This is a genomic window from Actinoplanes lutulentus (assembly GCF_003259845.1).
GTDB classification, from domain to species: Bacteria; Actinomycetota; Actinomycetes; order Mycobacteriales; family Micromonosporaceae; genus Actinoplanes; species Actinoplanes lutulentus.
The window spans coordinates 180,960-193,134 of record NZ_QLMJ01000008.1 but is presented as its reverse complement, the minus strand read 5'-3'; the positions used below and the strand labels follow the sequence as shown (position 1 = coordinate 193,134).

The window sequence follows — 12,175 nt, the reverse complement described above, 5'->3', positions numbered from 1 at the left end:
GCCGCCCGCGAGGCCCTCGACGCGATCGAGGTGGCCCGCGGGACAAACGGTTTCCGGGACACCCGGCCGCACCTGGCCCACCTGCAGGTCGTGCACCCGGACGACATCGCGCGCTTCCGGCAGCTCGGGGCGGCCGCGCACATGCGGCCGCTGTGGGCCGCGTACGAGCCACAGATGGACCAGCTGACCATCCCGTTCCTCGGCGCGGCGACAGCGACAGCATCCGTGCCGGTAACGTCGCTGACCTGGTGGTTCTGGACCGCGACCCGTGCGGCGGCCCGGCATCGGACATCGCCTCGACGAAGGTCGCCATGACCTTCGTCGAGGGCGCCGGGGTTGACGGTCTACTGGTGAGAGGCCGCGGCATCAATCCCGGCCCCGCGTCTCTCACCGGCTGAGAGTTTCAGGCGGTCTGCTCCAGATGGTCGAGGAGCACCGGTCTGCGCAGGGGTTGTCCGGCGGCGAAGCGGGCGAGTTCGTCCAGGGCGCCGTCGGTCATCCGCAGCACCTCCGATCCGGCCGATCCCGCGACGTGCGGGGTGATCATGACGTTTGGCAGGTCGTAGAGGGGTGAGGCCGCCGGCAGCGGCTCGGGGTCGGTGACGTCGAGGATGGCGTGCAGCCGCCCGGCGAGGCACTCACGCTCCAGGGCCGTGGTGTCGATCAGGCTGCCGCGCGCGGTGTTGACGACGGTGGTGTGGTCGGGCAGCGCGGCCAGCTGGGTGGCGCCGATCATGTGCCGGGTGGACGGCAGCTCCGGGGCGTGGATCGACAAAATGTCCAGCTGCGGCAGCATGTCGTCGAGTTCGGTGGGCTCGGCCCCGCAGCGGCGGACGTCGTCCGGATCGGCGAACGGGTCGGCGACCAGACAGCGGGCGTCCCGCAGGACCTGGTTCACCAGTTCCACGACCCGCCGGCCGATCCGGGAGAAGCCGACGATCCCGATGGTCAGCCCGGTGTTGCTGAGCGGGCCGCGGTGGTGTGGCTGTGCCTGGTAGGTACGGTGCAGGCGGGCATCCGCCGCCAGGAAGGGCGCCTTCTTACCCGCCATGATGATGGCCGCGAGGGTGTACTCGGCCACCGGCTCGGCGTTGATCTCGGCGCTGCTGGAGACGAGGATGCCGCGTTCCCAGACCGCTGTGCTCGCGAACGTCCGGACCGTGCCCGCGCAGTGCAGCACGGCGCGCAGCCGGGGCAGGCGGGCCAGGGCGGCCTCGTCGAGCGGAGGAGTGCCCCAGCCGGTCAGCAGCACCTCCACTCCGGCCAGCCGCGTGGTCAGCTCCGGCGCGGCCAGGTCGGGTAGCCACACCGGGTCGCCGACCCGGGCCAGTGACCGCAGCCGGTCGAGCCGGGCCTGGTCGAACTGCTGATCCCAGCTCTGCGCGGGCATCAGGACGAGCGTGTCCGGCCGGGTCACGCGAGGGCCGCCGGGATCAGCCGGGCGGCCGGCTCCGGACGGTGTACGCCCCGCGGTCTGTAGCCCAGCTCGGATGAGGTTCCGGTCAGGTCGGCGAGGAGCCAGATGATCGCGAGCCACATCTCGGTGCCCTGCAACCCGGGGACGGTGGCGGCGAGACCACGCGTCGACGGGTGCGGTGTCTGGAATCCGAACCCGGCGCCGTCGGTCCAATGACCGAGAGCCTGGTGCAGCAACTTCTCGGCCACAGCCGTCACTTCGGCGGTGCGGTGACCGGTGTGCCGGGTCAGCCACAGCGGGTGCGCGACGTCCAGGACGTTGCACGCGTTCTGGCGTGCGGGCGCGAAGAAGCGGGCGTCGCGTACGTGTTCCAGCACGGTGTCGATGACACGCTCCGGGTAGGGCAGCGGCCGGCCGAACTGGGCGTAGGTGCCGCGGGAGGCCCGGTAGAAGCCGTTGACGATCTCCAGCAGGCCGGTGTCCGGCGCGCCTTCACCCCACATGCCGGTACGTGGATCGGCGTTCAGCTGCAGCCAGCCGAACAGGGTCTCGATCACTCCGTCCTGCGGCGGCTCACCCTTGCGCAGGTTCCAGTGCAGGGCGGTGCCGAGACCGTCGACGATGTGGCCGCCATGCCAGGCGCCACCGTCCCACGGCAGCTTGCGCAGCCCGGCGGCGATCTCCTGTGGGGTCGCCGTGGACAGGAACCGGATCGGCTCGGGGAACTCGCTGCCCAGCAGGTCGAGCGCATAGCCGGCGCACAGGACGTGGTAGGAGTCCGCGCCGTCGAAGAGGTCCAGGTCCTGCGGGGCACGCAATCGCTGGATCTGCTCCTCGACCGGCAGTTGGTCCGGCGCCCGCCCGAGCAGCAGGTCGGCGATCTCGACAGCGTCGCACTGGGCCCGGATGCTGCGGGCCGGGTCGGTGAGCGGTGCGCCGGGCCGGTCGGTGAACATTCGGCTGTCCGGATCCCAGCTGCGGTTCAGGAGGGCGGAGGTCTGTTCCCTGGCACGATCCGCGAAAGCGGCCAGGTCGCTCGCGGCCGGGACCGGTTGCGGCACTCGCCATCGCATGACTCGGGCCGGATTGCCGCCGACTACCGCCCCGGCGGGGACGTCCTTGGTGACGATCGCGCCGGCTGCGATAACGGCGCGGTCGCCGACGGTCACCCCGTCGAGGATGACGACGTGCGAGCCGATCCACACGTCGTCGCCGATGGTGATGCCGCGGGACCAGACCGGCTGCCGGAACACCTCGGTGTCCGGATCGCTGAATGTGTGGTTGAACCCCAGGATCGAGGTATGGGCGCCGATGCGGACAGCGTCGCCGAGCCGGATCTGTCCGCGGACCACGGCGTACGCGTTGATGGTGCAGTCCCGCCCGGCCTGTAGTGACCCGCTGAGGTAGGCGCCCGCCGCGACGTAGGTGCGATCGCCGAAGGCCAGGTCGTCGTTCTCCACCGCGGCCAGCACGGAGACGAAGCACTGGTCACCGAACCGGTACCCGAGCCGCTCGGACAGGTCCTGTTGGAGGGCGATCTGGTCGCTCTGCGCCTCGGGGCCGGCGTCTCGCCAGAAGTACCACGGCGAGTAGTTGAAGGCGTGCTGATCGGTGGGCAATGGGGTCACCTCTGTTCTCGGAATGCGGAGACGGTCAGCCGCCACGACACCTCACCACTGCCCGGCACCACCGCGGCCGGGACATCCTCCTCGACGTCGAAGCCACCGCCGAGCATGGGTTCGACGCCGATGCTGCGGTACGGCACCGGGGAGGGCCAGCCGCGCAGGTTGCGCCACAGCGCCACCGACCGGGGCTGACCGTCGGCTTCGAGTTCCCAGATGAGCCGGTCGGGGCCGTCGGCCACGGTGACCCTCGGGCAATCGCGCAGCACCGCACCGATCGCGGTGCCGTCGTCGGGGCCGAGGGCGTCGAGCGCCGCGCCGAGCGGTGCCGGCCATGGTCCCTCGACCGGGGGTTCCGGATCGGGATAGACGCGGGTCAGGGTGCCGGCCGGCGCTTCCAGCCGGGCGTGCGGGGACAGGTCGAGCAGGGCGTGGGCGGCCCACACGAACCGGTATCCCGGTGCGGCGGCCAGCCGGTAGTCGGCCACCACCGCGCCGTTGCGGTCGGTGATGCGGCGGTTCAGGGTGAAGGCGGGAGTCTCGGCGGCGAACTCTCCTGGTGCCACGATGTTCCATCGGCGGGCCCAGGCGTCGCCGTGGTCGGGGTTTCCGCGGACGGTGGGCAGGCATTCCTCCAGGCCGCCGGCGTCCACGAACGGGTCACCCGGTCGCACGGCCGAGCGGGCGTGGTCGCGGCGCTGCCAGAGCCATTCGCGGTGGCCGCTGGACAGGCTGGTCCAGCGGCCGCCCAGCGCCGCGTCGAAACGGACGCTGAGCGGCACGCTGATCAACCGGTCACCTGCCACGGGCCGTACGGGTTGCCGGGCTGCTGGTTACGGGTCCACCACTTGGCGGTGTAGGTGACGCCTTGGTGCAGGGCTACGTCACCGGCCACGAAGATCCGGGACGGCGTCCAGACGGCGGTGCCAGCGGACTCCTTGATCTCCTGCCAGGGGCCGTGCGGGTCGCCCGGCGCCTGGCCCCGCGTCCACCACGTCGCCCGCCAGCGTGAACCCTGGTGATGCACGGTCGCACCGGCGAGGTAGGTGGTGTCAGGGCTCCAGTCGGGCAGTTTCACCAGGGAGAGCAGGTCGAGTTTCACCGATTGGTTGCCGCCGGCGCTGCGTGCCTCGACGCGGACGGTCGCGGTTCCGCCGGTGAGGACGATGTCGCGGAGTTCGACGGGCTCCCAGCCGGAGGTGGCGCGGTTGACGTCGAGGTGATACTCGTGTCCGGATGCGTCGCTGATGACCACTCGGGCGTACCCAAGGGCTCCTCCGGTGTTGATCTTTGCCTTGAAGGTGTAGAGCCCGTCGGGGACCGGGTTCTCCTGTCGCACGGAGCCGGAGAAGGCTTCGGCGTTGCCGAGTTGCAGCGCCCAGCGGCTCGAGTCCGCTCCGGGGGTCACGTTCTTGACGAACGTGTTGGCCGAGTATTCGGTGTCGACGGTGGTGGTCCAGCCGGTCAGCTCGGAGCGGGCGATCCGGTCGGCGGCGAAGTCGGGGTTGAGGACGTAGTTGTTGTCGTCGCCGACCCGCCATTCCCCGGTGACCGCGTTGAGTTCCCAGTGGCTGAGCGAGTTGAAGAACAGTCCGTCGCCGGTCTCGGACAGCGGTGTCCACTGGTTGTAGCCGAGGCCGTTCCAGGCGAAGTCGGCCCAGCGGTCTCCGGCGTACAGAACGGTGTTCTGTTTGGTGCCTTTGATCGTGACGAAGAAGCCGGTCTGTGTGACGTGGCTGTAGTCCTTCTCAGTGCCGCGCAGGGTGTACTCGGGGCTGTACGGGCCCTGGATGGCGCTGGTCTGCGACTGGATGACGTGGTTGACCGAGGTGTTCCAGCCGTGCAGGTCGGAAGCGGCCATGTAATAGGTGTCGTGCAGCCGGAACATGGCGTTGCCCTCGCGGCCGGCGGCGGACCAGCCGATCTGGGCGCCGGGTTCGACGGTGAGCGAGTCCGCCGCGGAGATCTTGCTGACGAACGCGCGGGCGCGGCCGGCGGCGTTGGAGAAGACGAGGTAGTCGGAGCCGTCGTCGTCGGTGAAGACGGTCTGGTCGCCGGTGGACCTGGTGGGCGAGTTGACGATCTGTTTCTGCAGGTTGGCGTACGCGAAGTCGTCGGCCGGTGAATCGCCCTGCAGGAACAGGACGCCGGCGTTGTCGGCGCCGCTGGGGTCGAGCCGCTGCGACATCTGGACGAGCAGCACGTACTTACCGGTGTTCTCGTTGTAGGAGACGCCGAGCCGGCCCAGCCAGGAGGCTTCCGCCAGGCTCTGCAGCCGGGCCCAGTACGGCCCGGTCGACGCCGGGATGTTCAGGGCGGTGCCGGTTGTGGCGACCTCGTTCTCGAACGTCCAGTTCACCAGGTCCTTGGAGGAGTAGACCGGGATCGACTGGAAAGCTGACGGGTAGGTGTGTGAGGGGTCGGCGTGGTAGTCGTCGGCGTTGGCGTAACGCACGCCGTACCAGTAGTAGGTGTCGCCGAACCGGAAGATGCCGCCGCCCTGCGAGTAGATCGGGTTGCCGTCGGTGTCGCGCCAGAACGTGTTGTTGGTGATCGGCTGGAAGCTGCCGCCGGCGACGGGCACGAGGGCTCCGGCGGTGGTGTGCAGCCCGTTCTTGACCCGTACGACGTCGGCTTTCGTGGCGTCGGCCCTGTCCAGCAGGTCTTTCGCGTCGTTGAGCGCCGTGGCGAACGGCGTCCACGAGCTCCGGGTGAAGTCGGTGGGAACGCGGTTCTGATAGTCGGCGACGATGGCCCGGATTCCTCGCAGGAGCACCAGTGCGTCGGTTGCCTGCTGGAGTGCGGCCCGTGCCGTCTCGCGTACCTCCGGCGTGCCCTCGCTACGGCCCAGCTCACCGGCCGCTGTGCGCGCCACGGCGAAGGGGTCCCAGGTGGGTGCGGTGTAGTCGGCGGCGGTGAAGCCTGACACCGAGCTGTGCAGCGTCTCCAGCGCGTCCGGAACGTGCGGCTGACCGGAGGTGACCTCGATCCGGCCGTGGTCGACCCATCCTTCGGCGACGATTCGCAGCGTGTGCCGGCCGTCGGTGAGGCCGCCGAAGGTGGCCAGCGCCCGCACGGTGTTGTTGGTGGCGGCTCCGTAGGTGACGGTGCCTTTCTCCTGGTCGTCGATGGAGACGCGGCCGAGGCCGTGGCCGGTCCGGGTGCTGCCGTAGATCACGGCCGTGTGCCCGTCGAAGACGACCTCGAGGAACGCGCCGGTGTTCGCCCAGTGGATCCGGGAGTTGCTGTCCCAGGTCCCGTCGTAGTAGGTCTGGTGCGGGGTGCCGCGTTCGGTGGTGACGGCGGTGTGCTCGACGGACACGACCGCCTCGTCGGCCGAAGCCGGGCTCGCGGGCGCGAACAGGGTGAGGGCGGCAGCGACCAGGACAGCCGCGAATGCCTTTATAGCCATGGATCCTCCGCGTGGTTCAGGCGTGGTAGGACAGGGCGGGGAGCCCGGTGACGCCGACCCGGGCGCGGAACACCGCACCGGCCGCCGGTTCCGGGTCGTCCAGTGCGTGGCGCGAGGTGGTGATGTAGAGCTCGTCAAGGGCGGCGCCGCCGAAGGTGCAGGCGGTCACCTGGCTCACCGGCAGTGCGACGGCATCGTCGAGCCGGCCGTCCGGGGTGTATCGGTGTACGGCGGCGCCGTTCCACAGGGCCACCCATAGATGTCCCTCGGCGTCGACGGTGAGCCCGTCCGGTGAGCCCTGCTCGGGCGGGATCGCCACGGGCGGCCGGCGGCCGGTCAGGCCGGTCGTCGGATCCGAGTCGAAGACGTCGATGCGCCCGGTCGCGGTGTCGACGTAGTAGGCGAGTGCGCCGTCGGGGCTCCAGGCCAGGCCGTTGGAGATGGTGACCGCGTCGAGGACGACGTCTATCTCGCCGGTGGGGGACAGCCGATACAGCCGGCCGGCGCCGGGGGTCGCGTCGTAGGACATGGAGCCGGCGTAGAAGGCGCCGTGCGGGTCGCAGCCGCCCTCGTTCATGCGGGTGCCGGGACGCCAGCCGGGGACGGTGATGCGCTGTTCGATCCGGCCGTCGCCGTTGAGCAACAGGAAGCTGTTCTCGCCGGCGATGATCGTTCCGCCGTCCCGGCGGGGCCGTAGGGCGGCGGCGATGGGATCGATATGCCGGCGTTCGATGGCCGTTGAGCCCGCCGCGCGGCCAAGTATGTCCCCTTCCAGCATGTCCACCCAGTTCAACGTCTGTTTCAGTGGATTCCAGACAGGGCCTTCGCCATGCTCGGCGACCGGGTCGGTGAACTGTTCGGCGCGCATCTCCGGCGGGGCTCCTTGACCGTCGGGTGCCGTTCGGTGGAAACACCCGTGACGGCTAAAAATAATATTTCCGAAACCAAAGATAGTCTTGATTCCCCGTAGCACAAGCCTGGTCGGCTGGTAATTAGTATGATAATTTCGCTCCCGCCATCGAGCTAAGGAGTGCCGTCATGCCGTTCCTGGAAGTCCCGGCGCAGATCCCGCCGCCGCTGACCGGGCACCTGCCGATCGGCGACCCGGACAGCCACCCCGATGCGATCACGGTGACCTCGGGATACCTGACCAGGGCCGGCCGCCCCTGGTTCCCGGTCATGGGCGAGTTCCACTTCAGCCGTTACCCGGCCGCGGAGTGGGCTGAGGAGTTGCGCAAGATCAGGGCCGGCGGGATCACCGCGGTTGCCACGTACGTCTTCTGGAACCTGCACGAGGAGGAACGCGGACGCTTCGACTGGTCCGGTGACCGTGACCTGCGATCCTTCGTGCAGGCGTGCGCTGCGGCCGGGCTCGACGTCGTGGCCCGGCTGGGCCCGTGGGCACACGGCGAGTCCCGCAACGGCGGTTTCCCGGACTGGCTGCTCGCCGAACCGGTCCGAACCCGCACCGACGACCCCGGATACCTGAACATCGTGCGCACCTACCTGGAGCAGATCGCTGAGCAACTACGCGGCCTGACCCGTGCCGACGGCGGTCCGATCGTCGCCATCCAGGTCGAGAACGAGCTCTACGACCAGCCCGAGCACCTGCTCACCCTGAAGCGGATGATTCGCGCGACGGGCCTGGACGCGCCGCTGTGGACCGCCACCGGCTGGGGCCACGCCCAGCTTCCCGCCGACGAAATGCTGCCGGTCTTCGGCGGTTACTCCGAGGCCGCATGGGACACCGCGCACGACGGCTGGCCGCAGCAGAGCCGGGCCCACTACTTCTTCGGTCCTGGCCGTGACGACGACTCCATCGGTGCCGACCTGCGACAGGACGAGGACACCGGCGAGGGCACGGCCGACGAGTCCCACCTCGCGCGGTACCCCTTCGCGACCTGCGAACTCGGCGGCGGCATGTACACCTCCTACCACCGGCGGCCGATCGTGGAGGCCGACGACGTCGCCGCGCTGGGCCTGGTGAAGATCGGCAGCGGCTCATCCCTGCAGGGCTACTACCTGTACCACGGCGCATCCCAGAAGATCGGTGCGAAGTCGACCCTGCAGGAGTCACACGCCACCGGCTATCCCAACGACTGCCCGGTGATCAACTATGACTTCCAGGCGCCGCTCGGTGATGCGGGCCAGTTCCGGCCGTCGTGGAACGCATTGCGCCGGCAGAACGTGTGGCTCGCCGGCCACGGCGCCCGCCTCGCGCCGATGACTCTGCACATGCCCGCGGACGCGCCGGGCGACACCGCGGACCGGGCGACGCTGCGCTGGTCCGTGCGGTCCGACGGCGACAGCGGATACCTGTTCGTCAACAACCATCAGCCGGTTGAGAGCCTGCCCGAGCACGCCGGGGTGCAGTTCACCGTACGGCTCGGTGGCCGGGACCTGACCGTGCCGCGCCAGCCGGTGACGATCCCTACGGGCGCGTACTTCGTGTGGCCATTGAACCAGCAGGTGGGCCCGGTATCGATCGTGACCGCGACCGCCCAGCCGCTGTGTGACCTGACCGTTGGGGGAGTGCCCACCGCGGTGCTGAGCGCGAGCGCCGGCATCCCGGTGGAACTGGTCCTCGATGCTGCGACGGTCGCCACGGTGGAAGGCCCGGCCACCGTTGAACGCGACGGCGAGTGGATCGTCGTCACCGGGATCGAACCCGGACCGGCCGCGTGGCTGCGGGTCACCGGATCCGACGGGAGTTCCGTCGCGATCCTGCTGCTCGACGAGGCCTCGGCCCTGCAGGCCACTCACGGTGAGCTGTGGGGCACCGATCGGCTGGTGATCAGCGCGATGCCGGTCGTCCTCGACGAGGGCACCGCCGTCGTCTACGGCCCGGCGGCACCGCTGCTGGTCCACCCCGCGGTGGACGGTCACCCGAGGCAGGGCGTGTTCAGCGTCCACGAGCCGTCGGTCGCGGACGCCGAGCCGGTGCCCGCGGCAGTCACCTGGCTGCGTGAGCCCGGCCCGGCGCGGCCCTTCGCCCTGGACGCCGCCACCGGGCGCGCCTCCGCCCCGCAGGACGCCGACTTCGAGGAGGCAGCCGTGCTGCATGTCCCGGTGTCCGACGACCTGTTCGCCGACACCGACGACGAGGTGCTCCTGCGGATCCACTGGACCGGCGACGTCGGCCGCGCCCACATCGACGGCCGGTTGATCGCCGACCAGTTCTGGCACGGGCCGGTGTGGGAGATCGCACTGCGCCGCGTGCGCAAGGAGGCGGTCGCCCACGGCATCGAACTGCGGCTGCTTCCGCTGGCACAGGACGCGCCGATCTTCATATCTCCGCAGGTGCGGCCCGCCGACCACGTCGAGGGCGGGGTGCTCGACATCCGGCGCATCGAGTTCGCCCGCCAGCCGCGCACCGTGCTTGCCGGTCCGCGATGACCACGCTGAACGAGGCGCTGCAGCGGTGCCCGGCGATCGCCATCATCCGGGCCCGTACCTCGGATCGTGTGCCGGCGGTCGTCGAGACCCTCGCCGAGGCGGGCCTCACCGCCGTCGAGCTGACGCTCACCACCGCCGGAGCTCTGGAGGCGATCACCGCCCTGGCCGGCTCGCTGCCGGACGGACTCGCCCTCGGGGCGGGAACCGTCCTCGACGAGGCCGGCGCCACGAACGCCGTCGAGGCCGGTGCGTCGTTCCTGATCACTCCTGCCGTTCTGCCGGCCGTGCTGGATCGGGCCGGTGCTCTGGGCGTACCGGTGGTGTGTGGTGCTCTGACACCCACCGAGATCATCGCGGCTCATGCCGGCGGTGCGCATCTGGTGAAGGTCTTCCCGGCGGACGCCATGGGCGGGCCGGCCTATCTACGGGCCGTCCGCGGCCCGCTGCCAGACATCCCGCTGGTACCGACCGGAGGGGTGGCCGTCGGCCAGGCCGCCGACTACCTGCGGGCGGGCGCTCGTGCGGTGGCACTCGGCGGACCGCTGATCGGCGACGCCGCGGACGACGGTGGCGATCTGCGGGCACTCGCCCGGCGCGCCCGGGAACTCACCGACCGGCTGAAGGAGTTCGTCGATGCCTGACCTGGTGACCCTCGGGGAGGCGATGCTCGTGGTCCGCGGCTGCGTTCCGGGACGGCTGGGTCCCGGATCGCCCGCGGTCCTGTCGTTCGCCGGAGCGGAGGCCACCGTCGCGATCGGCGCGTCCCGGCTGGGCCACACCGCGACATGGATCGGCCGTCTCGGCGCTGACACCGGCGGTGACCTCGTCCTGGAGGGACTCCGGGGCGCCGGCGTGGACATCACCGCCGTGACCCGGGACCAGGCCCGCGCGACCGGCCTGCTGATGCGCCACCAGCGCACCACCGACCGGGTGGTGGTCGACTACTACCGTGACGGCCTTGCGGGCAGCCGCCTCACCCCGGAACAGCTGCCGGACGGGGTGATCGAGTCAGCGCGCATCCTGCACGTCACCGGGATCACGCCGGCGCTGAGCGCGAGCGCGGCCGACGCCGTGCACGAGGCGATTCTGCGGGCCCGGTCAGCCGGGGTGACCGTCAGCTTCGACGTCAACTACCGGTCGCGACTCTGGTCGCCCGAGCGAGCCGGTCCGCAGCTGCGGGCGCTGGCGGAGAAGGCAGACCTGATCTTCGCCGGGGTTGACGAGGCAGCGCTGATCACAGGTGTGCGCGACGACCTCGGATCCGCCCTGCGGAAGCTGGGGCCGGGCGAGGCAGTGATCAAGAACGGTGCGGCCGGAGCCACCGTGGTGACCGCGGACGCGATGTTCGAGACGGCGGCGGTTCCGGTGACCCAGGCCGATCCGATCGGGGCGGGTGATGCGTTCGTGGCCGGCTATCTGTCCGGAGTGCTCGACGGTCTCGATCCCCGGGCGAGGTTGCACCAGGCGGCTGTCTGCGGTGCGTTCGCCGCGTCGACGGTGGGTGACTGGGAAGGTCTCGCCACCCGTGCTGAGCTGCTGTCCTTCAGCGACGACGACGTCCGCCGTTAGATGGCTTTCTTGGCTATCTCGACATCGGCGATCGACTTCTCGATCAGCGCGCGCATCGCGGTCTCGGCCGCTTTCGGCCGCTGTTTGCGGACTGCCAGCAACACTTCGGCGTGTTTGTCGGCCGACTCGGTGGTCAGAGCGCCGTGCACGAACTGGTCCCGCAGCCGCAGACCGACCTCGATAACCACCGACATCTGCAGCAGCAGTTCGTTGTGGGCGGCCCGCAGCAGTGCGTCGTGGAAGGCGAGGTCCGCGGTGACCTGCTCGTCGGCGTCTTTCTCGCCGGCCGACCGCATCGCGGCGAGGGCATCCTCGAGGTCGGCCAGATCCCGGTCGGTACGGCGGGACGCTGCCAGTCGCGCGGCGGTCGGCTCGACGGTCAGCCGGACCTCGCCGAGCTCGTCGAGGAAGACGCCGTCCACCCGATCGGCGAAACGCCACCGCAGTACATCCGGGTCCAGCAGCGCCCATTGCTCCCGCGGCGCCACGAATGTGCCACGGCGAGGCCGGGCTCCGACGAGCCCTTTGGCGGACAGCACGCGCAGGGCCTCGCGGACCGCCGTCCGGCTCACGCCGAACTGGGACTCGAGCGCCACCGGGTCGACGTCGGAGTCCGGCGGGAGCTCGCCGGTGACGATCGAAGTGCCCAGGCTGGTCACGAGGCGGTCGTGCGCACCGGATCGGGGGTGGTCGGTCATGGCGGAATCATGTCATATATCGAGCCGGGGATCGTTACTAGCCCACCCTTTAAGCCTACCA

At 70.2% G+C, this 12,175-nt stretch carries 9 protein-coding genes and 1 pseudogene; 4 read left to right on the top strand and 6 right to left on the bottom strand.

Annotated features, from left to right (window positions below):
• Positions 1–30: 30 nt before the first annotated feature.
• Complete coding sequence (locus B0I29_RS46310; RefSeq protein WP_220091358.1) at positions 31–315, top strand: hypothetical protein; 285 nt, start codon at positions 31–33, stop codon at positions 313–315.
• A gap of 88 nt (positions 316–403) precedes the next feature.
• Here B0I29_RS46310 and B0I29_RS19290 read toward each other — a convergent pair whose 3' ends face one another.
• The 5 genes and pseudogenes from B0I29_RS19290 to B0I29_RS19270 all read right to left on the bottom strand — a co-directional run bounded on the left by B0I29_RS19290 (position 404) and on the right by B0I29_RS19270 (position 7,319).
• Complete coding sequence (locus B0I29_RS19290; protein ID WP_111650548.1) at positions 404–1,390, bottom strand: hydroxyacid dehydrogenase; 987 nt, start codon at positions 1,388–1,390, stop codon at positions 404–406.
• Positions 1,391–2,478: 1,088 nt separating this feature from the next.
• Positions 2,479–2,634, bottom strand: a pseudogene (locus B0I29_RS47795) (DapH/DapD/GlmU-related protein); the annotation flags it as partial.
• Between the two features lie 407 nt (positions 2,635–3,041).
• On the bottom strand, positions 3,042–3,821 hold the full coding sequence (locus B0I29_RS19280; protein ID WP_245972627.1) for a hypothetical protein: 780 nt from the start codon (positions 3,819–3,821) through the stop codon (positions 3,042–3,044).
• Positions 3,822–3,826: 5 nt separating this feature from the next.
• Positions 3,827–6,451, bottom strand: a complete 2,625-nt coding sequence (locus tag B0I29_RS19275; protein WP_111650402.1) for a carbohydrate-binding protein — start codon at positions 6,449–6,451, stop codon at positions 3,827–3,829.
• A 16-nt stretch (positions 6,452–6,467) separates the two neighbouring features.
• Positions 6,468–7,319 carry an SMP-30/gluconolactonase/LRE family protein gene (locus B0I29_RS19270; RefSeq protein ID WP_111650401.1) on the bottom strand — a complete coding sequence of 284 codons (852 nt, stop codon included), beginning with the start codon at positions 7,317–7,319 and terminating at the stop codon, positions 6,468–6,470.
• A 170-nt stretch (positions 7,320–7,489) separates the two neighbouring features.
• Here B0I29_RS19270 and B0I29_RS19265 point away from each other — a divergent pair, with 170 nt between their 5' ends.
• The 3 genes from B0I29_RS19265 to B0I29_RS19255 are packed head-to-tail and all read left to right on the top strand — an operon-like array spanning position 7,490 to position 11,416.
• On the top strand, positions 7,490–9,847 hold the full coding sequence (locus B0I29_RS19265) for a beta-galactosidase (RefSeq protein WP_220091357.1): 2,358 nt from the start codon (positions 7,490–7,492) through the stop codon (positions 9,845–9,847).
• Positions 9,844–10,488, top strand: coding sequence for a bifunctional 4-hydroxy-2-oxoglutarate aldolase/2-dehydro-3-deoxy-phosphogluconate aldolase (locus tag B0I29_RS19260; protein ID WP_111650400.1), 645 nt, complete (start codon positions 9,844–9,846; stop codon positions 10,486–10,488). The genes B0I29_RS19265 and B0I29_RS19260 overlap by 4 nt, the downstream gene beginning before the upstream one ends.
• Positions 10,481–11,416 (top strand): sugar kinase, encoded by a 936-nt coding sequence (locus tag B0I29_RS19255; RefSeq protein ID WP_111650399.1) that lies wholly within the window; start codon positions 10,481–10,483, stop codon positions 11,414–11,416. Before B0I29_RS19260 ends, B0I29_RS19255 begins: the two co-directional genes overlap by 8 nt.
• Here B0I29_RS19255 and B0I29_RS19250 read toward each other — a convergent pair.
• A complete protein-coding gene (locus tag B0I29_RS19250) occupies positions 11,413–12,114 on the bottom strand; it encodes a FadR/GntR family transcriptional regulator (protein ID WP_111650398.1) in 702 nt (233 codons plus the stop codon). The two genes, B0I29_RS19255 and B0I29_RS19250, sit on opposite strands and share 4 nt — an antisense overlap.
• Positions 12,115–12,175: the final 61 nt, after the last annotated feature.

Coding starts and splice junctions, on each gene's coding strand:
- B0I29_RS19250 (WP_111650398.1), bottom strand. CDS start 12,114: ATGACCGACCACCCCCGATCCGGTGCGCACGACCGCCTCGTGACCAGC.
- B0I29_RS19290 (WP_111650548.1), bottom strand. CDS start 1,390: ATGCCCGCGCAGAGCTGGGATCAGCAGTTCGACCAGGCCCGGCTCGAC.
- B0I29_RS19265 (WP_220091357.1), top strand. CDS start 7,490: ATGCCGTTCCTGGAAGTCCCGGCGCAGATCCCGCCGCCGCTGACCGGG.
- B0I29_RS19260 (WP_111650400.1), top strand. CDS start 9,844: ATGACCACGCTGAACGAGGCGCTGCAGCGGTGCCCGGCGATCGCCATC.
- B0I29_RS19255 (WP_111650399.1), top strand. CDS start 10,481: ATGCCTGACCTGGTGACCCTCGGGGAGGCGATGCTCGTGGTCCGCGGC.
- B0I29_RS19275 (WP_111650402.1), bottom strand. CDS start 6,451: ATGGCTATAAAGGCATTCGCGGCTGTCCTGGTCGCTGCCGCCCTCACC.
- B0I29_RS19270 (WP_111650401.1), bottom strand. CDS start 7,319: ATGCGCGCCGAACAGTTCACCGACCCGGTCGCCGAGCATGGCGAAGGC.